This window comes from Paenibacillus sp. NPDC057967 (assembly GCF_042887015.1).
Classification (GTDB): Bacteria; Bacillota; Bacilli; order Paenibacillales; family Paenibacillaceae; genus Pristimantibacillus.
Genome location: NZ_JBHVQB010000004.1, coordinates 605,000 through 624,438, shown reverse-complemented (window position 1 = coordinate 624,438; position 19,439 = coordinate 605,000). Strand labels below are relative to the sequence as shown.

Genomic DNA, 19,439 nt, shown 5'->3' with positions numbered 1-19,439 from the left:
GACACCGAAACCGTCTTTTCATGGATAACTCCTCCACCTATTCTTAGTGTATCTGAAGTGGAGAAAGTGTCCAACTGGATTAGGGGGCTATATAGTCATATCGACTAAAAAGGGTGACAGCGCTCGAAAAGGCAGGAATAAGTCGGTCAAACCGACTAAAAGCAAGGCAAAGCGGATTTCCGAGGGATTAGGTCGTTCATATCGACTTAAAAGGGAGGAACGCGCCCGAGTGAGCAATAAGTCGGTCAAACCGACTAAAAGCAAGGCAAAGCGGGTTTCTGAGGGATTAGGTCGTTCATATCGACTTAAAAGGGAGGCAGCGCGCCCGAGTGAGCAGTAAGTCGGTCAAACCGACTTATTCCTAAGCAAGCCAGTGCTAAGAGTTACTACTACTCAGTGTCCTCACTTTAAGGGATTCATACGGGCACACGACTACTACAAACCAAGCCCCCCGCCAACCTCACTCCTTCCCGTATTTGCTAAGGAAGTAGAGCAGGAAGCCGACTGCGGCGGCGGTCGCGACGCCTGTCGCGATATGGTAGAACGCGACGCGGCCAAACTGCTCATAGACAAGGCCGCCCAGCACGCCGCTGATGAGGCCGGCGACGCCGGTCCAGATGACCGTGTAGACGGCCTGGCCGGAAGCGCGGAATTCGTTCGGAATGAGCTGCGAGATATAGCGCAGCGCCGTAGAGAAGTAGACGCCGAATGATACGCTGTGCATCGCCTGCGTAGCGACGATCCAGCGCGGATCCTCGATCTCGCTGAGGAGCCACATGCGCACTCCGTACATAACCGATGCGAAGATCAGGAGCGGGAGCTCCTTGAATTTATGCCCGTATTTGCCGAGCAGGAACAAGATCGGAATCTCGCTGCAGGCCGAGATGAGCAGCGCAAGGCCAATGAGGGAGTCGCTAGCGCCCAGCTGGCGCATCGTGACGGCCAGGAAGCTCTCGTACATGCGATGCGCAGTCGATACGAGCAAAATAAGCATAAAGAACAGCATGACATTGCGCTGACGCAGCAGCTTGAAGAAGCCGGAAAACTCGATTTTCCGCGTACTGCCGCGATAGTCTTTGATAAACAGACTTAACACGATTGAGGTAGACACGGTGCATAGAGCTACTAATATCGTCCATTCCGAGCCGATACCCTTAAACAGCAGCCCAAAGCCGTAAGCGCTAAGGGCGAAGCCCAGTGAGCCAAAAATCCGAATCAAAGCGTAAGGCGTTCCCGTATACTGGCTGGAGAGCAGGATGAGACTGTCGCTTAACGGGTTCATTGGTGTCTGAAAGAAATAAAAGGCGGCCATGACGACGCAGACCATAGCGAAGTTTTCGAGAGGGAACAGAAGCGAGATCATCGCAAGCTGTCCGAATAGCAGCACGATCAGGATTTTCCGGATCGTCTGGAATTTGTCGCTGGCAAGACCGGTAATAATATTGGCGAAAATCGATACGAACAGGCCGGATGAATAGATGATGCCAATCTGGCTCTCTGAGAATCCTTGTGATAGAAAGTATAATGGAATAAAGGACATGATGAGCGCTTGGGTCGAATAGGTAGAGAAGCTGAATGCACGCAGCGCAAGCGTTTCTTTTTTGGCTGTAGGGGAAATTCCGCTGGCAGCGGTGTCTGATGTGTTCATGGCAGCAGTTTCACTCCGTCCCTGATTATAAAACGTTTACCATTCAGTATAGCATGGTTACCCTTCCATTTGTGGCTGGATTATTACCCTGTAAAATGGTACATTTATGAGTGGAGGTTTACAATGGCGGGATACAATTTTGTGTGGAACGACCGGCTTCGCATACACCTGCCTTCGCTAGAGAAGGAATGGGGTCAGTACAGCGAAGATGAGCAATCCCATTTGATTGAGAGGTGGGAGTTGATCCGCGGACGAATTCCGGATCTGATCATGGAACTGGAGCGTACGATCAACGGCAAGCAGTCGGAGCTTAACGAAGAAGAAGATTTCAAGCGTTCATGCGTGCTCAACTACGAGATTGCGGAACAGGCAAGCCGTATCAACGATTTGCAGATATGGTATCGGATGAATCAGGAATTGGAATCGCGCCGGCATTCATGACTGACTTTCTCGCAAGGGGGTGCGAAGTGAGACTTACGACTTTATCGGGCGGAAGAGCGCCCAAAGGTCCCATTAAGCTGATGCATCGTGTGTATAAATACGTATTGCCCGGCGTTGGAGCCGAACTTGACAAGCTGAAGGCGCTCGCCGAAGCCATACCGAATGAAGAGCTGCGGACGCAGGCGCTGAGCAGCATGCATGACAAGAAATTCCACTGCCAAGGCGGCGGCGTGTATGCGGCGGCGAATCTGGAATATCGCGATGTGCTCATTCCGCTTATTGTGGCGCTGCAGACCATTAGCGATTATTTGGACAACCTGTGCGACCGCAGCACATCTCTGGACGCAGATGATTTTCGGCTGCTGCATCAATCGATGCTGGATGCCGTCAACCCGGATGCGGAGCTGAAGGACTATTATGCGCTTCGTGAAGAGCGAGATGACGGAGGTTATCTGCATCATTTGGTTCGCACCTGTCAGAATCAAGTGTCGAAGCTGCCTTCCTACGGGAATGTGCGCGTTCATGTGGAGGAATTGGTAGGATTGTACGGCGATTTGCAGGTGTACAAGCATATCCGCAAGGATTTGCGCGAGCCTCAATTGCTTGCTTGGTGGGAGCTCCACCAGCATAAGTATCCTCATCTTAAGTGGAATGAATTTGCTGCGGCTACCGGTTCAACGCTCGGCATGTTTATGCTGTTTCTCGCCGCAAGCGAGGAGCGCTTGTCCGAGAAAGACGCCGAGAGCATTCGGCATATTTATTTTCCGCATGTATGCGGTCTACATATCATGCTTGATTATTTGATCGATCAAGAAGAAGACCACATAGGCGGCGATCTGAACTTTTGCAACTATTACGAGGATAAAAGCCTCATGGTCGAGCGAATCGGCCTTATTGTAGGCAGGGCAAGGGAGGATGTTAAGTCGCTCCCCGGGTCCCGCTTCCATCAACTGATTATTGAAGGGCTGCTGGCGCTTTACCTGTCCGATCCGAAGGTCCGTAACCAGACGGAAGTGAAGGACGTATCCAAGCAGCTTATGAAGAACAGTCCGCTTACCCGGCTGTTTTTCCTCATCAATAGCATGTGGATTCGCAAGCAACAAGCTTAATACTACGTAAATGTGGAGGAGTTAATCATGACTGCAGTTAAATCGATCGCAGTATTGACGAGCGGGGGAGACTCGCAAGGAATGAACGCTGCCGTTCGCGCTGTCGTTCGCAGCGCATTGTTTCACGGGTTGGAGGTATACGGCGTACAGCGCGGCTATCAGGGCTTGCTGAACGATGATTTGCGCCCGATGGATTTGCGCAGCGTAGGTGATATTATTCAGCGAGGCGGTACGATCCTTCAGACTGCTCGCTGCAAGGAGTTTATGACATCGGAAGGCCAGCAGCGCGGCGCAGATATTTTGCGTGCGCGCGGGATTGAAGGTCTGGTTGTGATTGGCGGCGATGGTTCCTACCATGGCGCAAACAAACTCAGCAAGCTGGGCATCAAGACGATGGCTTTGCCAGGAACGATCGACAATGATATCCCGTTCACAGATGTTACGATCGGCTTTGATACTGCAGTGAGTATCGTTGTGGATGCGATCAACAAAATCCGCGATACGATGTCTTCTCATGAGCGGTCTTCGATCGTAGAAGTAATGGGCCGCCATTGCGGCGATATCGCTCTCTACGCGGGACTTGCCAGCGGTGCTGAGACGATTCTTGTGCCGGAAGTGCCATTTGACCTGAACGAAGTGGCAGAGCGTATGAAAACTAACTTCGCGAACGGCAAGCGCCACAGCATCATCGTTGTAGCGGAAGGTGCGGCTAAGGGCGAGGAAGTATCGCAAAAAATTACCGAAATTAGCGGCATCGAAGCAAGAGTAACGGTGCTTGGCCATATTCAGCGCGGAGGCACGCCGACGGCTGCTGACCGAATCTTGGCAAGCAGATTAGGCGACTTCGCCGTGAGACAGCTGATTGAAGGCAACTCCGGCAAATCTTGCGGAGTTGTGAAGGGCGAACTTGTTATGACAGACATCGAGGAAGTTGTAAACACGAAGAAACCTTTCGATATGAATATGTACGATCTGGCGCTTCGCCTCTCGCAGTAATAGAAGCAGACCAGTATGGCTATACTCGCTATAGTCATAACAAAAGGCGCTCCCGATTGATCATCAATCGGGAGCGCCTTATTGTTGTGCCTATCCGTCTACTTGTAATCGACTCCTGGCGAATATTTGTTGCCCGCATTCCAAAGCAAGTATTCGGTGACTCCGGAGTCGTGGAGCGCCTTGATCTGGGCCTCGACTTCGGCTTTGCCGTATTTCTTATAGTTGCCTTTGCCCAGCCAGCTTGCCGTGAAGTCCTGTATCCAAGGCCGGATAATCGGCTTCAGCTCACCGGTTTCCTTCAATTTCTCGTGCGTATCGTCCATCGCGCCTTTTATCGTTTCGTAAGGACTGAGATCGGGCGCCTTCTGCTTGAACCATCCGGTGCTGTAATGGCTCGGATAGATCATTGGCGAGATAACATGGACGTCGTTCGAGATTTTCACGAAATCCTGGCCGATACCCTCTGCGGACGGTACGGAAGCCGCATATCCGAATATATCGATGGAGATGCGTACCCCAAGAGGCTCTAGCTGCTCGCGCGCGTATTTCACGAAACCGGCCACGGCATCAACGCGAGATAGTTCCGTTTTGTTGAACGAGAGCGTATCCGCTCTATTCTCGAAACCTTCCGGGAATCTGACGTAGTCAAATTGGATTTCCTTGAAGCCAAGCTTGGCGGCTTCCTTGGCGAGCGCAATATTGTAATCCCATACTTCCTGACGATAAGGATTGACGAAGCTCTCGCCCCGGCCGTTCTTCCAGATCGTGCCGTCAGGCTGCAGGAAGGATAAATCCGGGCGCTTGACGGACAGGACGGTATCTTTAAAGACAACGATTCTAGCAATCGGATAGATATCATGCGTCTTCAGTGTGGTCATCAATTCTTCGATATTGCCGATAAATTTTTTGGCAGTGCCGACTTCGAGAAGCTCTGGCGTTGTTGTCGGGTACGTAATATAGCCGTTGTCGTCTTTGATATCAATAACCATACTGTTCAGATCGGTCTCGTCGACCAGCTTCAATAGGGACTCCATTCGCGAGCCGCCGGCGCTATGCGAGGTTACGTAGATGCCTTTGATCGGCGGTGTATCCGGCTGCGGGTCCTTCTTGACGATGGCGCCATTCGGATTGCTTGGCTTCCCGCCCGGCAAGCCGGAAGAATCCGGTTGCACGATCGTTTCTCCTGCCGCGGCATTAAGATAAGCTACGGCAAGCTTCTGAACATTGGCGCTGTCATCACCTGATCCTGTCAGCAAACTATACAATAACATGAAGGCCGTTACGATTATGTCCATTATGCTCTCTCCTTGCGGTCTGATCTGAATGAGGCGGTTCATACCAAAGTATAAGCCACAGAAGTTGTCCCGGTCATCCCCCTTTTTTACCACTTACGGACGGATTGTAAACTTTTTTTGTTGCGGAAGCGAACAAAAAGCCAGCCGAGACAGGAGTCGGCTGGCTTGCGGGTTCAAAACGTACTTCCCGAACTAAACTGTCATTGTAACAAAGTCTGCTTCTGCCCATTGCATATGCTGTGCTGCACAATTTCCATAGCGTCAGCGGGTTCCAGCACTTCCAGACCATCCCTAAGCACGATTGTGAGGTCCAGCTCGCGGGAAGTAAGAAAAGGACTGAGCTCCGGGGCAAGTCTTTCTACAATCCGTGACAATTTGACCGTTTCCATATCCATCTTAGCCTCACCCTTTCATCCTAATTGTGATGAACTAGAAAGCGACAAGGGGAAAACCTATGGCATGAAACTGAGGGGCCTTCGACCAGCGAAAAAAGATGCTGTTAATCGAATGCCCGCGATAAGCTGCGGGATATTACCATTATAACAGGAACATTTTCAAAAACATAGTTATCGCTGGAAAATCCATACTTGCGTAGATCATCTGGACTCATGCCTTCTAAAGTCGCCGACCACACCTGCGGTCTCCACAATGTTGATGAATGCGTGCGGATCGATCGTAGTTATGGTTTTGCACAGCTCGGCAAGCTCGAATTTGGTTCGAACGGTCATCAGCATATCCTTGTCGCTGGACGAATAAGCTCCGCGTGTTCGCATGATCGTAATGCCGCGCGGGTGGGGGAGCAGCTTGGCCAATATTTCTTCGGTCCTGGTAGTGACGATAAAGGCGGTTACCTTCAAGTGCTTGACGTGAATGAGATCGATCACTTTGCCGGCGGTAAAGATGGCGAACAACGAGTACAGGGCAAGGTCCCAATCCCCCAAAAACAAGATGAGGATGACAATGACCAGTCCGTTGAGCAAAAAAATGATCATGCCGATGGGCAGATCGCGCCTTCGGGTGACAATCGAAGCAACAATGTCGAAGCCGCCTGAGGAACCGCCGTACCGGAGAGCCAGCCCGCTTCCGAAGCCGACAATTATCCCGCCGAATACAGCGCCAAGCAGAATATCGTCGGCAACTTGAGTCACCGGGATAAGCTGCAGGAACAAGGTAGCCAAGGCGACGGAATACATGCTCCACAAGACGAAGCGTCTGCCCAGCGCGAACCATCCCCAGATCAAGACGGGCAAATTCAGCACCAGATACAGCCAGCCGATATTTCCGCCCGTTATGTAGCCGATCATCATGGATATGCCAGATAGACCGCCGCTTAATAACTGGTGGGGAATGAGAAACAAATTGAAGCCTGTCGCTACGAGCAGAGAGCCGAGGGTCATCATGGGCAAGGCCAGCAAGTAGCGCTGTTTGTAATGATTCAATCCAATCGCTCCAAACCGTAATTGTAGTTGCATTAGTATGGCTTTCCAACGTTGGCTGGTATTCATCTTCTAAGTTGTGCTATAATGGTTTGGATATTCTTAAGAAGGCTGTAGATAGAAGGAGTATGAGAAGAGTTTGAAAACATTTGCTGAATTTGGCTTGGAACCTAAAGTGTTGCAAGCAATTACGGAACTTGGATTTGAGGAATCGACACCGATTCAGTCTCAATCCATCCCAGTGGCTATGACAGGCAGAGATTTAATTGGCCAAGCCCAGACCGGTACGGGAAAAACAGCGGCGTTCGGAATCCCGCTAATTAACAAAATTCCGACAAGCGAGGATCGCATTGTCGCATTGATTATGACGCCGACCCGTGAACTCGCTATTCAGGTGGCAGAGGAGATCGGGAAGCTTACTCGATACAAAGGCTTGCGCTCGCTGCCAATCTATGGTGGCCAAGAGATCGGCCGTCAGATTCGCGCGCTGAAGAAACGCCCGCAAATTATTATTGGTACGCCAGGTCGTTTGCTTGACCACATCAACCGCAAGACGATTCGTCTGGAAGACGTTCAGACAGTCGTTCTCGACGAAGCGGATGAGATGCTGGACATGGGCTTTATGGAGGACATCCAGTCCATTCTGAAGTTGGTTCCTGATGAGCGTCAAACGATGCTGTTCTCGGCTACAATGCCGGTCAACATTCAGAAGCTTGCTCAGCAATTCCTGAAGGACCCTGAGCATGTATCGGTAATCCCGAAACAAATAACAGCACCTTCAATTGAGCAATCGTACATTGAAGTGCATGAGCGCCAGAAGTTCGAAGCACTCAGCCGCTTGCTGGATATGGAATCTCCAGAGCTTGCGATCATCTTCGGACGTACGAAGCGTCGCGTAGACGAGCTGAGCGAAGCGCTTCAGAAGCGCGGCTATTCGGCTGACGGCCTTCATGGCGACCTGTCGCAGAATCAGCGTGACAATGTCATGCGCAAGTTCCGCGACGGAAGCATTGATGTGCTTGTTGCGACAGACGTTGCGGCCCGCGGCCTCGACGTATCGGGCGTAACGCACGTAATCAACTTTGACTTGCCGCAAGATCCGGAGAGCTACGTTCACCGTATCGGACGTACAGGACGCGCAGGCAAAGAGGGTACAGCTTGGTCGTTCGTAACGCCTCGCGAGATCGATCACCTGCATTTCATCGAGCGCATTACGCGCCAACGCATGAACCGCAAGCCTCTGCCTAGCTTGGCGGAAGCGATCGAAGGCAAGCAGCGCGTGACAGCAGAGCGCGTGCTTGAAGTGGTACAGAACGAAGAGTTCAACGAGTACAAAGCGATTGCGATTCAATTGCTGGAACAATACGATTCCGTTCATCTGCTTGCAGCAACGATTAAGTTGCTTACAGGCGAGAAGAAGAACATCGAGATCGAACTGACTCCAGAAGAGCCGCTTCGCGCGAAAAAACGCAGACCGGATATCCGTTCCAACGGTCGTCCATTCAACCGCAGCGGCGGAAGCTCTTATGGCGGCAACCGCAGCAGCGGTAGCGGTGGCGGCGGATACCGCGGACGCGATGACAGACGCAGCAGCGGCAGCGGCGGCGGATACCGTGGCGGCGAGAATCGCAGCAGCGGCGGATACAACGGTGGCAGCAGCAGCTACAGCAAGCGCAGCAGCGAAGGCCGCAGTGACTACCGTCGTCCGAAGAGCTCGTCCGAGGACAACTAATACGCGACAAAAAGCGGGGGAAGTCCGTGATGCCTTGCGGGCATCCCGGACTTCCCCGTTCTTTTTATCTCGGCTTAGTGCTTAGTAGCATAGGATTGTTTTGGAGATGATAACCAAAAGGATAAATAAGACGAGAATGGCACCTACGGAATTAAAACCGCCATAGCCACCTGCATAACCAGGACCAACGTTGCCCATTGTAGCAACCTCCTTTTAATCATCTGAATGGGTTAACACTAATATCCTATGCAAATACGTCCAAGTGGATTAGACGGGGGCCTAGCACCTTCAAATTTGGGCGGTCCAATGACCCTGGTCAGCAACGGCAAGACACTCACTTACTGTGGAGGCAGAACTGATGGAACCAAGAGGACTTATGGGGGGATTCTACCGAATCTCCGAATGGATCATGAGGTTGGCGGTCATTAATCTATTGTGGATTATTTGTTCGCTGCCGTTTGTGTTTTTAGTTTTTTCGTTTGTTTTTGTATATCCGCAAGGGATTACGGAAGAAATGCTTACGGAAAATGGCGTGCTGCCTTATCTGATGCTGCCAATCATATTAACCTGTATCGTGGCGCCATTCACATTGTTCCCGGCAACGGCTGCTATGTTCACAGTCGCACGCAAGTGGGTGACGGGAGAGGCTGATGTCGCGTTATTCAAAACGTATTTCCGAGGCTACAAAGAGAACTACAAACAGAGCATGATAGGCGGGTTCATTTACACGATTCTGATCGTATTGATGGTCGTCAACTATTTCTTCTACAGAGACCAGATGGCCATTGCGTCCTATATTTTCCTGGCATTCCTGGCCTTGCTCTTTGCTTCCTTATTCAATTATTTCTCAATGCTCGTGCATTACCACATGAAAACGTTTCAATTGGTTAAAAATGCGATACTGATTACGATTGGCAAGCCGATTCGCTCCTTATCGACGGTTATGATGTGCGGCCTCGTTATTTACATCAGCTTGTTCCACCTGACTTTCCTGATTCCGTTCTTTATGGGCAGTATAGTCGCGTTTATCGCATTCTGGAACTTTAATCTGATCTATATTAAGCTGCAGGAGCAAGCGGAGAAGTTGAAGCAGTCCGAGGAAGAAGCGGCGGAAGAGGCGGCAGAGCTGAACCGTGAAGAACTGCTCAAGGACAATCCCAATAATACCAAATAATTAATTGGGCATCGGCGTTTACTTTTAATGAAGTTAGGTCTATAATAGCTATACATCCTGCGATGTTCGTAACGGCTCTTCGTTGTTTTGAACCAATGGCTGTTTCACGGGAGACCTACATTGCTTTGCAGCTGACACGCCCTCAAAAGGGGATCTCAAAAGCATTGCTGCGGACACCCACCTGCGAGAGCGGGTTCAGAAACATGCGGGTCGGACGGCATATGCGGGTTTTTTATGACAATGAAGAGCGATTAGTCGGTTAAATCCGATGAAAGCTCTTTTTTCGTGTGTGAAAACATGGTATGATTAGAAGTAATGTATATAGACGCTAGAGGGGGAGATTCTTGTTGTTGAAGCGGACCTTAATCGGGCTGCTGCGCAGTCATGAACAGACAGGCGACAAAGCGAAGGATCCATTGCTGAAATCGCACTTCTACAAGCTTTCGAAGGACAAGGCGTGGGAAGAAGTGTTATCTACTCTGAAGAAGATGCAAGGCTACAAGGTATTACATGAAGTGCAATCCGTCGGAGAGATTGTGATGGAGAAACGTACAGTGTTCGGTCGTACGATGGACATTACCGTTTCAGTCATCAGCGTGAATCCGCTAACATCTGCGGTTGATGTCTATTCCGCTTCCCGTGGCTCCTTGGGGGATCTCGGCTCCAACTATCGCGTCATATTGGAAATCTATCGTGTTTTGGACAAGAAGCTTGGAGCTTTTAAGGTAAATAGCTAATACATAAACAAAGCGAGGAAGGGTTGTCCTTCACTCGCTTTGTTTGCAGTCAGCCGATGGAATGCATCGGCTGGCGATTCTATGTTACACCAGAGCTTTGGCAGCCTCGATCGCTTGCTCGTAGTTGGGATGCTCAGTCATCTCAGGCAAGTATTCGACGTAACGGATCGTGTTGTCGCCGTCGATGACGAAGATGGAGCGCATGTCCAAGGCAAACTCTTTAATAAAGACGCCGTATGCTTCACCGAAGTTCTTGTTCTTGTAGTCGGACAGCATGACGACTTTGTCTACGCCTGCTGCGCCGCACCAGCGCGCTTGTGCGAACGGAAGGTCTACGCTCACCGTCAGAACGACGACATTGTCGCCCAGAGCGGCTGCAGCTTCGTTGAAACGGCGGGTTTGAGCGTCGCATACGCCTGTGTCAATGGAAGGAACAACGGAAATCAATTTGACTTTGCCTGCATAGTCGCTCAGGCTAACAGTTTCCACCAGGGATTTGTTAAGGGAGAAGTCCGGAGCTTTGTCTCCTACTTTCAGTTCAGGTCCAATCAATGTAAGCGGGTTGCCCTTGAACGTGGCAACGCCTGTGCGTTCTTGTGGTTGTGTCATGTTATACTTCCTCCTTGGAATGGATTATGCGATACGTGATCATTATAATCGCAATGAAAGACGCTTGTCCAATAAATGGCGAATAATTAAGATCAACATAAAGGTTGATTACGGGAGAGAATCGAAAGCATATGGAACTTCGACAGCTTTATTATTTTGTTAAGGTCGCACGGAAGGAACATGTTACGCAAGCTGCTGAAGAGCTTCATGTGGCCCAGTCGGCAGTCAGCCGCCAGATCCACCAGCTGGAGGAGGAGCTTGGCGTCAAGCTGTTTGTTCAGAAGGGGAGAAATCTGCAATTGACGCCGGCGGGTGCGCTGTTTCTGAAGAGAGCCGAAGTGATATTGTCCGATCTGGAGCGGGCCGTTATCGAGGTTCATGAGTTTCTGGATCCGGAGAAGGGTGAGATCAGGCTCGGATTCCCGCATAGTCTTGGCAATACGCTAATTCCGCAAGTGGTTGCAGCGTTCCGCAAGCTCCACCCGAATGTGAAGTTTCGGTTCAAGCAAGGGATGTACCCTTCGCTTATTCGTGATCTCGTTAAGGGGGAAATCGATCTTGCGTTTATCTCCCCGTATCCGAAGGAGAATGAACAGGTATGCGGCGAGGTGCTGCTGACAGAAGAACTGTATGCGATTCTGCCGCCCGGTCATTCGTTGTCGGACGAAGAAGAGATCGAGCTGGCTCAGCTGAAGGACGAGACGTTCGTAATATTCGGCGAGGGCTATTCACTTAGGCCTATCGTCTGGGAGGCGTGTCTGGAGGCCGGATTCGAGCCTAAGATCGGTTTCGAGGGCGAGGAGACGGATACGATCAGGGGACTGGTTGCAGCCGGTATGGGAGTGAGTCTGCTGCCTGAGCTGGCGCTGCATCAATCCGGCCTTCTGCAGCCGGCCAAGGTTCGCATCTCGAAGCCTGCCGTTACGAGGACGATCGGCTTGGTCCATCGGAGCAATGAGAAGCTGCCGCTGGTAGCAAAGCTGTTCCACGGATTTCTGCTGCGGTATTTCAAGCGTGATTAGCAATCGACAGGGGGAAATTAAGGGGTGTAAGCAGAAGAGCCCTCTGATGGCATACAGGCCGTCAGAGGGCTCTTTCTATTTGGCGAAGGTTAATCGCGGTTTTGGGTAAAAATCAGGACGTAACGGATTAGCTCCAGCAAAGAGAGGAGGGCAGCCGCTACATAAGTCAGCGCAGCGGAATTCAATACTTTGGCTACGCCGCGTTCTTCGTCGTTCGTAATGAAGCCTTCGGCAACCATCAGATCACGCGCTCTGTTGCTTGCGTTGAATTCAACTGGCAGCGTAATGAGCTGGAAAGCGACGGCTACGGAGAAGAAGATAATTCCGAGGCCGATCAGATTGAATTGGCCAAACAAGAATCCGGCAAGAAGCAAAAATGGCGCTACGCCGGAAGCGAAGTTCACGACAGGGAAAATTTTGTGACGGGCAACCAGGAACGGATAAGACACGGAATGCTGAATAGCGTGTCCGACCTCGTGGCAGGCGACCGAGATAGCCGAGATGGAGTTCTCGTAATATACGGGTTCCGACAATCGCACAACGCGGTGGATCGGATCGTAATGGTCGGTCAACGCGCCTTGAACCGGTTCGATCGGCACATCGTGCAGACCGTTGTTGTCCAGCATCCTTCTGGCGGCTTGATAGCCGGTAAGGCCGCTGTTCGCCGGTACTTGCGCCCACTTTTTGAAGGTTCCCTTGACGCGGAATTGTGCCCAGATCGTCAAAGCGAAGGCTGCAATTATCAGGATGATCATCATTTCATTCCTCCAACTTATGGTGTAGGACACCGTTACATGAGCGAGCTCTTGTTCATGAGTAGCATCAGAGCTTCGATACACGCAGCTGTCTGCGGCGTGAGTGTCGAGTAAAAACGATGCGCCTGACGGGGCTTAAGCTGCTTGATGACGGGCTCGAGCTCCTTCACTTCGCGCTCCAGCTTCGTCAAATGCTGTTGGATCTCCGTCAGCTTAAGGGAGATTTGCTCCTCTGGCGTAACTCTGCCCCAGCTATCCAGACTGGCTTTAATCTCATCTAACGTATATTTGTCCTTTTTCATATCCTCAATACGTTCGAGACGCTGCAAAGTTTCGTGAGAATATAATCTGTAGTTTTTGTCGGATCGTTTTGCAGGTTCTAAAAGTCCCATCGAGGTATAATAATCGATTGTTCTTGCGCTGACCTTGGCAAGTCTGGACAATTCTCCGATCCGATACAATTGGATAGCATCCATTCTATCACCGCCTTTGATCGTTCTTCATTATAGTTAATGATAATCCTTTAGCAACCATACAGTCAAACGTCTGACATGTGAACAACATGCAGTTAGAAAGGGAAGGGGTTTATCCTTGTCCAATTAGCCGAAAAAGGGGCGTAAACGCGAAGGATAGAGAAGTGTTTCCTCTATTATATAGATGTTTTACGAGAAAAGGCTAACGTTCGTGTCAGGTTTTCTGCCGAACGTTAGATTTTTTTTGCAAAAATCGAAAATGCATATTGTCAAAATAAGCTGTTCTGACTATAATGACAATAAGTCTTTCGTAATGTGTTAGGTAACATAACATTAAAGGAGTGGTCGTATTGGTAAAGAAGACTTTTCTCGCGTTAGGATTAATGACAATCGTATTCCCGGTTGTCGCATTCGCAGCGGATCCGTCCGGTGCAATGCTTGACATGGGATTGAACTCCCTGTGGGTCATGCTTGCATTTATTCTCGTATTATTGATGCAAGGCGGATTCATTCTTCTGGAAGCCGGCTCCACTCGTATGAAGAATGCTGGCCATGTTGCCGGCAAAACCATATTTACGGTAGGCCTTGCGGCCCTGATCTATTGGGCGGTTGGCTACGGGATAGCCTTCGGCGGAGCGAATGCCGAGAGCGCTATTAGTAAATTTATCGGTTGGGGCGATTTCTTCGTCAATCCTGGCACTTCCGGTGATCCGGCTACGGAAGGTTTCCCTAGCGCCGTATTCTTCCTGTTCCAGCTAGCGTTTGCAGCTATCTCCCTATCCATCGCATGGGGCGGCTTCGCAGAACGCGCCAAACTATCCTCATACATCGTATTTACGCTCTTCTACATCGCTATAATTTACCCTGTAGTCGCACACTGGATCTGGGGCGGCGGCTGGCTGGCTGATCACGGCGCCCAAGACTTTGCCGGCTCCACGGTCGTTCACTTGTCTGGTGCAGTAGCAGCTTTTGTGGCTACGGTACTTCTGAAGCCTCGTATCGGCAAGTTCAACAAAGACGGTTCGGCGAATGAGATTTTGGGTCATAATCAAGTGTTTACGGCTCTTTCCGTACTCCTTCTGTGGGTAGGCTGGTTTGGCTTCAATGCGGGCTCTACAGTTGCTATCGGTGACGGGTTCTTTACTTACGTAGCATTCACTACCATGCTCGGCGCAGGCGCAGGCGGCGTCGCAGCGCTTCTGATTTCCTGGGCTGTGACAGGCAAAGCTGACATTACGGCGATGCTGAACGGTACGCTTGGCGGTCTGGTTGCCATCACGGCATCCTGTGCGTTCGTTGATCCTTGGGCTGCAGTCGTAATTGGTCTGGTATCCGGTGTTCTCGTCTTCTACAGCGTGAAAATGTTTGAAAAACTAAAAGTCGACGATCCAATCTATGCACTGTCGGTTCACGGTATGGCTGGTATCTGGGGTACGCTTGCGAACGGTATCTTTGCAACGCAAGAGCTAGCTGATAAGGTAGGCGTCGGCACAGGCGGCCTGATCGACACGGGCAGCTGGAAGCAGCTGTGGGTACAGTTGGAATCCGTCGTATTTGCGGGCGCTTTCGTACTCGTCACTTCCTTCATCGTGCTGGGTGTTATGAAAAAGATCATGGGCTTCCGTGTAACTGAGGAGCAAGAAATTATCGGTCTTGACCTGAGCGAGCATGGCGCTTATGGTTATCCTGAGCAACTGAAAAAACCGGGTCAAGGTATGCAAGGCTAAGCTAACAGGACTAGCGGACTGACCGAAGGGGAGGGCGGCGCATGAGTGATCCGATGCGATCGCAGTACGCCAAGAAGATAGCTTCCGCAGATCGAATTGACGGTCTTCGCTGCTTGCGCGATCAATTGCACGAGCAGATGGAAGCTCTTCTCCCATCGCGGCCGGTAGAACAATTGAATGAACAGTTGAACGAGTTGCATGATGCCATCATACACAGAGCGATTGCAATCTCGGAAGCGGACATGGCACGGATGGGGAAAGGGTCTCCCCCCGTGCCTTACGCATATCTATTGTTCGGCAGCGGTGGACGGAAGGAACAGACATTGTCCAGCGATCAGGACAGCGGTGTCGTATATCAGGATTCCAATACGAATAGAGAAGCGATCAAGCAGTATTTTGGGGAACTATGCTCGCTAATTGTCAAAAACTTAATAGCTGTCGGCTATCCTCCTTGCGAAGGGAGGGTGCTGAGCGATAATCCGGAATGGTGCCATTCGCTTAGTGAGTGGGGAGAGAAGCTGAACGGCTGGTTCAAGGAGCCGGAATGGGAAGTGGTACGGTATTTGCTCATTATTGCAGATGGCCGCTGCGTGTACGGAGATCCCGCTTTGGTGGATGCGCTGAAAGACATGTTCTATACCGATACGCTTAATCATCCCGTCATTATTCGGAGAATGACCGAAAACACGATGCGGCACAAGGTGCTCGTGGGGATCTTCGGTCAATTGCTGAAGGAGCGTTACGGCGAGGATGCGGGGAGCCTGGATATCAAGTACGGCGCTTATATCCCTATGGTAAATTCCATCCGGCTGCTTGCGATTCAAGCGAATCTTAGAGAGACATCCACGCTGGAGCGTATTCGGAGGCTGGTGGAGGAGGGGGAACTGTCTAGTGAAGACGGCCAGAGCTATGAACAAGCCTTCCGATTCATTCTCAGGCTTCGTCTCATGACAACCGAACAAATGGAGAACGGGTTATACGCCAATAACGGCAAGCTGCCAAGGGGCGAATTGTCCAGGGAGATGACAGATGAGCTTAAGAGCAGTCTAAGGCAAGGCAAGAGATTGCAAAAAGCGGTGTACAAAGGGACAATGGGCAGGCTTATGTAAGAGTAAGGCGGTGCATTTAGATGAAAGAACAAAGAGGCGTTGGCCGAATGTGGAGCTTATATAAGATGGGAGGCGTTAAGCCTGCCATCGCATCGATGCTCGGCTCGCCGAATGCGCAGCAAATGGCCTTTATTCGTAATGTGAATCGGGAGCAGCGCAAGCAATCCATGCTCGACATTCCGCTAAGAGAGCTTGAGATTGTTGTATTTGATCTGGAGACGACGGGCTTTAATCCGAACAACGGCGACGAAATTATTTCTTTCGGCGCTGTTGTCGTGCGCGGAGGAGAAATGGCAGAGGGAGAAACCTTCTATAGTCTGGTCAACCCAAAGCGGCTAATTCCGAAAGCGATCGTAGAGCTGACGGGCATTACGAACGAAATGGTACAAGAGGCGCCTGATCTAATGGAGGTGCTGCATAACTTTATGGCTTTTGTCGGACGGAGGCTGCTTGTCGCGCATGCATCCGGGCATGACAAGCAGTTTCTGAATGCGGCACTGTGGCGGACGTCCAAAGTGAATTTGAATCATCGCGTGCTGGATACGATGATGATCGCCAAGTGGCTGGAGCCCGGCCTGGAAAACTACAGCCTGGACGACCTGCTGATGAAGCATGGCATTCCCATTACGGAAAGGCATCATGCTCTGGAGGATTCACTCATGACCGCCCAGCTATGGCATGTCTATCTGCGGCGCATTGTCGAGCGGAATATTGTAACGCTAGGCGATATGTACGCTTATTTAAGCAAGCACTAACGGAATCGGCATGAACCTGCCGCCCCGCATCCGGTAAGGCTGGGTTACGGGACTGCCCGTCTCCTGCAAGGAGACGATCCAATACGTTATGCCTGCATGAGATGTAAAGCCGGCATAGTCGTGAATGGACGGCAGCGCTAATGAATGAGGATGGGAATGAAAGAAACCGACAAGCTGCTGTCGGTTTTTTTGTATGCCAAAAAACGTATGGGTCCACTCGGCGGGATGGAAGGCGAAGGAAACCTCAGGCTGCTTATGAACGTTCTGAATCGGCAAGACAATGTCGATCGATTCGGAAGTTTCGCTGCGTGCGAGCACACCGCATGCTTCATGGGGATAGGGGCGTGCGCATACCGCCAACAGCTGTTCATAAGCATCGACCGTGATTTTGGCATCAGGATACGTTAGCTTTGACATCTTAACACCTCGGTTCTACAATGATTCGTCACATGGATTTCTTCTATTGTATTATACCGATGGAGGAGCTTACCGTGAAGAAGAGGTCTTTGCTTGTGGTTGGCCGGGTCGAACAAATCGGGCAACGCCGAACAGGACGATAGCGCTTAGTATGGTAAGGGAGATGAACAGCCAAGTCACAGATCGGTCGGCAGCCCAGCTTAATAGAGGCGGACCGGCGGCAACGCCTAGGAAGCGCAAGCTATTGTACAAGGAGGTCACCATGCCGCGATGAGACTGGTCTACAGCTCCTGTAATGAGCGTATTAAGACAAGGAAGCAGCAGCCCCGTACCGACACTGCTAAGCGTAATGAAGCTGATCAGCGCGATGAATGCGGCATGCCATATGGAAGCGGCTATTAATGAAACCGTGACGACGGATAATCCGATCAGCATTAGTTTGCGCATCAGCTCTTTATTTTTTTTGATCACTCGACCTGTTGTGTATGCAGTGATGACCAGCCCCAGCAATGGAATGGCCAGCACGCCGCCTTTGGCTACCCCGTCAATGGATAAAGGCGGCTTCTCCATCATGTCGGACAGATAGAACAGCATGCCGAACAGGATAAAGAGGCCGAGCGATCCTGCCAAATAAGCCGTAATGAGCCATTTGCCATTGCTTCGGAAAATCTTGGCCATCCCTTGCAAATACTCCCCAAGCGGAACGTTTTTTCCTTTATGATCGGGCTCCTGAATGAGCCATAGCACAGCGGCAAAGGCAGCGGCGCAGAAGATCGGGAATGCGAAGAATGGAGCATACCATGACCAGAGGCCAAGAAGTGAGCCGAGAATGGGACTGATTACTTTGCCGAAGCCGTTCGAAGCTTCGATCAGTCCAAGCGCTTCGCTTTCCTCGCCATCCTTATACAGGTCGCCAACAAGCGCCATAGCGATCGGAGCAGTGCCTGCCGCGGCCATGCCCTGGATGATCCTTGCGACGACAAGTGTCGGGTAGGAATGCCACACCGCTCCAAATCCGGCGAGTATGCCGGCAGCACCGTAGACGGCTAGCGCGGGAAGGATGACCGTCTTGCGCTTCATTCGATCGGACAAATAACCGATGATAGGTATGAACAGCCCTGCAGATACCGAAAATAGTGTAATAACGAGGCTGGATTGCAGCTCGCTGATATTCATTGCTTTGGCCATATCCGGCAGGATAGGGACAAGCATGGAATTGCCAAGCACGAGCACAAGCGGTACGCTGACGAAAGCCGCGTATTGCAGCCATTTGGACCTAGCCATAGTTAACCTCCGGTTGAATCAGGAATGGTGACGGTTTTATGGCTAATTTGCCCCCTGTATTGAGCTTCCATACGACGCATGATACGATGGAGGCAATTGTGTACAATGAATGAATTGGAAGCGAAGGGATGCCACATGAGAAAAGTTGCAGCATTAATGATTATCGCTATATTTTTCGCGGGCTTGGCCGTTTATCAATATAATCAGGATGATGCATCGGAAGCCTCGTCATCTCCCGATTTCAAGCCTAAAGCGGGCTTCGTGGCCGAAGCGTTCGAGCTGCCTGATCTGGATGAAAAGGCCATTGAGATCGGCGGCAAAAACGACAAGCTCATCTTTGTTAACTTCTGGGCGTCATGGTGCGGACCTTGCGAATTGGAGGCTCCTGACTTGCAGAAGCTTCATGAGAATTACGGGGATCGGATGATTCTGTATGGGGTGAACGCCACCAAGTATGACAAGGAGCGCGCAGCTCGTAAGTTTGTGGACGACCATGACTTTACGTTCCCGATTCTGATGGATCGTCCCGGTGATGTGACGAAGCAATATAAAGTAACGACGTTCCCGACAAGCTTCCTGATTGATGCAGACGGCGTCATCCGTGAGCGGATCAATGGCGTCATTACGTACGAGGAATGGGAGCGCCTTATTCAGAAATGGATATAAAAAAGCTGTCTCTACGGTTGCCGCAAGGCATCCGGGAGACAGCTTTTTTGCTTG

21 protein-coding genes and 1 other RNA gene are annotated in these 19,439 nt (G+C 50.9%); 12 read left to right on the top strand and 10 right to left on the bottom strand.

All coding sequences use genetic code 11. The features are described 5' to 3' along the window. Window positions 1-460: 460 nt before the first annotated feature. Entirely contained in the window at window positions 461-1,648 is a 1,188-nt protein-coding gene (locus ACFVSO_RS13505; RefSeq protein WP_387474243.1) for an MFS transporter, read from the bottom strand. Between the two features lie 123 nt (window positions 1,649-1,771). On the opposite strand from ACFVSO_RS13505, the gene ACFVSO_RS13500 reads away from it, so the two are divergent. From ACFVSO_RS13500 to pfkA, 3 genes are all read left to right on the top strand, one after another. Continuing rightward, entirely contained in the window at window positions 1,772-2,089 is a 318-nt protein-coding gene (locus ACFVSO_RS13500) for a hypothetical protein (protein ID WP_387474241.1), read from the top strand. An 80-nt stretch (window positions 2,090-2,169) separates the two neighbouring features. Continuing rightward, a complete protein-coding gene (locus ACFVSO_RS13495; protein ID WP_387474294.1) occupies window positions 2,170-3,198 on the top strand; it encodes a tetraprenyl-beta-curcumene synthase family protein in 1,029 nt (342 codons plus the stop codon). A 27-nt stretch (window positions 3,199-3,225) separates the two neighbouring features. Further along, a complete protein-coding gene (gene pfkA, locus ACFVSO_RS13490; protein WP_387474239.1) occupies window positions 3,226-4,194 on the top strand; it encodes a 6-phosphofructokinase in 969 nt (322 codons plus the stop codon). A 98-nt stretch (window positions 4,195-4,292) separates the two neighbouring features. On the opposite strand, the gene ACFVSO_RS13485 is transcribed toward pfkA, so the two are convergent. From ACFVSO_RS13485 to ACFVSO_RS13475, 3 genes are all read right to left on the bottom strand, one after another. After that, complete coding sequence (locus ACFVSO_RS13485) at window positions 4,293-5,489, bottom strand: putative glycoside hydrolase (protein ID WP_387474237.1); 1,197 nt, start codon at window positions 5,487-5,489, stop codon at window positions 4,293-4,295. Between the two features lie 200 nt (window positions 5,490-5,689). Beyond that, the gene (locus ACFVSO_RS13480; RefSeq protein WP_387474235.1) at window positions 5,690-5,884 is read right to left on the bottom strand and encodes a hypothetical protein; all 195 of its coding nucleotides are present in this window, start codon (window positions 5,882-5,884) and stop codon (window positions 5,690-5,692) included. Window positions 5,885-6,085: 201 nt separating this feature from the next. Then, a complete protein-coding gene (locus tag ACFVSO_RS13475; RefSeq protein WP_387474292.1) occupies window positions 6,086-6,889 on the bottom strand; it encodes a YitT family protein in 804 nt (267 codons plus the stop codon). Window positions 6,890-7,064: 175 nt separating this feature from the next. Between ACFVSO_RS13475 and cshA the strand changes: the two genes are divergently transcribed. Further along, window positions 7,065-8,657, top strand: a complete 1,593-nt coding sequence (gene cshA / locus ACFVSO_RS13470; protein ID WP_387474233.1) for a degradosome RNA helicase CshA — start codon at window positions 7,065-7,067, stop codon at window positions 8,655-8,657. A gap of 81 nt (window positions 8,658-8,738) precedes the next feature. Here the strand turns inward: cshA and ACFVSO_RS13465 are convergent, their stop codons facing one another. Continuing rightward, complete coding sequence (locus ACFVSO_RS13465; RefSeq protein ID WP_387474232.1) at window positions 8,739-8,855, bottom strand: YjcZ family sporulation protein; 117 nt, start codon at window positions 8,853-8,855, stop codon at window positions 8,739-8,741. 160 nt (window positions 8,856-9,015) lie between these two features. On the opposite strand from ACFVSO_RS13465, the gene ACFVSO_RS13460 reads away from it, so the two are divergent. The 3 genes from ACFVSO_RS13460 to ACFVSO_RS13450 all read left to right on the top strand — a co-directional run bounded on the left by ACFVSO_RS13460 (window position 9,016) and on the right by ACFVSO_RS13450 (window position 10,568). Continuing rightward, window positions 9,016-9,831 (top strand): YesL family protein, encoded by an 816-nt coding sequence (locus ACFVSO_RS13460; RefSeq protein WP_387474230.1) that lies wholly within the window; start codon window positions 9,016-9,018, stop codon window positions 9,829-9,831. A 51-nt stretch (window positions 9,832-9,882) separates the two neighbouring features. Further along, window positions 9,883-10,065: non-coding RNA, 6S RNA (gene ssrS / locus ACFVSO_RS13455), on the top strand. 113 nt (window positions 10,066-10,178) lie between these two features. Then, window positions 10,179-10,568 (top strand): DUF1499 domain-containing protein, encoded by a 390-nt coding sequence (locus ACFVSO_RS13450; RefSeq protein WP_387474290.1) that lies wholly within the window; start codon window positions 10,179-10,181, stop codon window positions 10,566-10,568. An 84-nt stretch (window positions 10,569-10,652) separates the two neighbouring features. Here ACFVSO_RS13450 and tpx read toward each other — a convergent pair whose 3' ends face one another. After that, a complete protein-coding gene (gene tpx, locus ACFVSO_RS13445) occupies window positions 10,653-11,177 on the bottom strand; it encodes a thiol peroxidase (RefSeq protein ID WP_387474228.1) in 525 nt (174 codons plus the stop codon). A 131-nt stretch (window positions 11,178-11,308) separates the two neighbouring features. On the opposite strand from tpx, the gene gltC reads away from it, so the two are divergent. Continuing rightward, a complete protein-coding gene (gene gltC, locus ACFVSO_RS13440; protein ID WP_387474226.1) occupies window positions 11,309-12,199 on the top strand; it encodes a glutamate biosynthesis transcriptional regulator GltC in 891 nt (296 codons plus the stop codon). A gap of 89 nt (window positions 12,200-12,288) precedes the next feature. Here the strand turns inward: gltC and ACFVSO_RS13435 are convergent, their stop codons facing one another. Together ACFVSO_RS13435 and ACFVSO_RS13430 are read right to left on the bottom strand one after the other, a co-directional pair. Next, window positions 12,289-12,957, bottom strand: a complete 669-nt coding sequence (locus tag ACFVSO_RS13435) for a zinc metallopeptidase (protein ID WP_387474224.1) — start codon at window positions 12,955-12,957, stop codon at window positions 12,289-12,291. Between the two features lie 32 nt (window positions 12,958-12,989). Further along, window positions 12,990-13,430, bottom strand: a complete 441-nt coding sequence (locus ACFVSO_RS13430) for a MerR family transcriptional regulator (protein WP_387474222.1) — start codon at window positions 13,428-13,430, stop codon at window positions 12,990-12,992. A gap of 347 nt (window positions 13,431-13,777) precedes the next feature. On the opposite strand from ACFVSO_RS13430, the gene ACFVSO_RS13425 reads away from it, so the two are divergent. Genes ACFVSO_RS13425 through ACFVSO_RS13415 form a run of 3 tightly spaced genes read left to right on the top strand, consistent with a single transcriptional unit; the run spans window position 13,778 to window position 17,018 of the window. Further along, window positions 13,778-15,154 (top strand): ammonium transporter, encoded by a 1,377-nt coding sequence (locus ACFVSO_RS13425; RefSeq protein ID WP_387474220.1) that lies wholly within the window; start codon window positions 13,778-13,780, stop codon window positions 15,152-15,154. 41 nt (window positions 15,155-15,195) lie between these two features. Then, window positions 15,196-16,263 (top strand): DUF294 nucleotidyltransferase-like domain-containing protein, encoded by a 1,068-nt coding sequence (locus ACFVSO_RS13420; protein ID WP_387474218.1) that lies wholly within the window; start codon window positions 15,196-15,198, stop codon window positions 16,261-16,263. Between the two features lie 20 nt (window positions 16,264-16,283). Then, window positions 16,284-17,018, top strand: a complete 735-nt coding sequence (locus ACFVSO_RS13415; protein WP_387474216.1) for a 3'-5' exonuclease — start codon at window positions 16,284-16,286, stop codon at window positions 17,016-17,018. On the opposite strand, the gene ACFVSO_RS13410 is transcribed toward ACFVSO_RS13415, so the two are convergent. After that, window positions 17,004-17,435, bottom strand: coding sequence for a M67 family metallopeptidase (locus ACFVSO_RS13410; protein ID WP_387474214.1), 432 nt, complete (start codon window positions 17,433-17,435; stop codon window positions 17,004-17,006). The genes ACFVSO_RS13415 and ACFVSO_RS13410 overlap by 15 nt on opposite strands. A 69-nt stretch (window positions 17,436-17,504) precedes the next feature. Beyond that, window positions 17,505-18,719 (bottom strand): MFS transporter, encoded by a 1,215-nt coding sequence (locus ACFVSO_RS13405; RefSeq protein ID WP_387474212.1) that lies wholly within the window; start codon window positions 18,717-18,719, stop codon window positions 17,505-17,507. A gap of 105 nt (window positions 18,720-18,824) precedes the next feature. Here ACFVSO_RS13405 and ACFVSO_RS13400 point away from each other — a divergent pair, with 105 nt between their 5' ends. After that, on the top strand, window positions 18,825-19,385 hold the full coding sequence (locus ACFVSO_RS13400) for a TlpA family protein disulfide reductase (RefSeq protein WP_387474210.1): 561 nt from the start codon (window positions 18,825-18,827) through the stop codon (window positions 19,383-19,385). The last annotated feature ends 54 nt before the right edge of the window (window positions 19,386-19,439 follow it).

Bases quoted from the DNA above. Each gene is read 5' to 3' on its own strand.
- ACFVSO_RS13465 (WP_387474232.1), bottom strand. From the start codon at position 8,855: ATGGGCAACGTTGGTCCTGGTTATGCAGGTGGCTATGGCGGTTTTAAT.
- ACFVSO_RS13475 (WP_387474292.1), bottom strand. From the start codon at position 6,889: ATGATGACCCTCGGCTCTCTGCTCGTAGCGACAGGCTTCAATTTGTTT.
- ACFVSO_RS13505 (WP_387474243.1), bottom strand. From the start codon at position 1,648: ATGAACACATCAGACACCGCTGCCAGCGGAATTTCCCCTACAGCCAAA.
- pfkA (WP_387474239.1), top strand. From the start codon at position 3,226: ATGACTGCAGTTAAATCGATCGCAGTATTGACGAGCGGGGGAGACTCG.
- ACFVSO_RS13485 (WP_387474237.1), bottom strand. From the start codon at position 5,489: ATGGACATAATCGTAACGGCCTTCATGTTATTGTATAGTTTGCTGACA.
- ACFVSO_RS13500 (WP_387474241.1), top strand. From the start codon at position 1,772: ATGGCGGGATACAATTTTGTGTGGAACGACCGGCTTCGCATACACCTG.
- ACFVSO_RS13495 (WP_387474294.1), top strand. From the start codon at position 2,170: ATGCATCGTGTGTATAAATACGTATTGCCCGGCGTTGGAGCCGAACTT.
- ACFVSO_RS13435 (WP_387474224.1), bottom strand. From the start codon at position 12,957: ATGATGATCATCCTGATAATTGCAGCCTTCGCTTTGACGATCTGGGCA.
- ACFVSO_RS13415 (WP_387474216.1), top strand. From the start codon at position 16,284: ATGAAAGAACAAAGAGGCGTTGGCCGAATGTGGAGCTTATATAAGATG.
- ACFVSO_RS13400 (WP_387474210.1), top strand. From the start codon at position 18,825: ATGAATGAATTGGAAGCGAAGGGATGCCACATGAGAAAAGTTGCAGCA.
- gltC (WP_387474226.1), top strand. From the start codon at position 11,309: ATGGAACTTCGACAGCTTTATTATTTTGTTAAGGTCGCACGGAAGGAA.
- ACFVSO_RS13420 (WP_387474218.1), top strand. From the start codon at position 15,196: ATGAGTGATCCGATGCGATCGCAGTACGCCAAGAAGATAGCTTCCGCA.
- ACFVSO_RS13405 (WP_387474212.1), bottom strand. From the start codon at position 18,719: ATGGCTAGGTCCAAATGGCTGCAATACGCGGCTTTCGTCAGCGTACCG.
- tpx (WP_387474228.1), bottom strand. From the start codon at position 11,177: ATGACACAACCACAAGAACGCACAGGCGTTGCCACGTTCAAGGGCAAC.
- ACFVSO_RS13410 (WP_387474214.1), bottom strand. From the start codon at position 17,435: ATGTCAAAGCTAACGTATCCTGATGCCAAAATCACGGTCGATGCTTAT.
- ACFVSO_RS13480 (WP_387474235.1), bottom strand. From the start codon at position 5,884: ATGGATATGGAAACGGTCAAATTGTCACGGATTGTAGAAAGACTTGCC.
- ACFVSO_RS13430 (WP_387474222.1), bottom strand. From the start codon at position 13,430: ATGGATGCTATCCAATTGTATCGGATCGGAGAATTGTCCAGACTTGCC.
- ACFVSO_RS13460 (WP_387474230.1), top strand. From the start codon at position 9,016: ATGGAACCAAGAGGACTTATGGGGGGATTCTACCGAATCTCCGAATGG.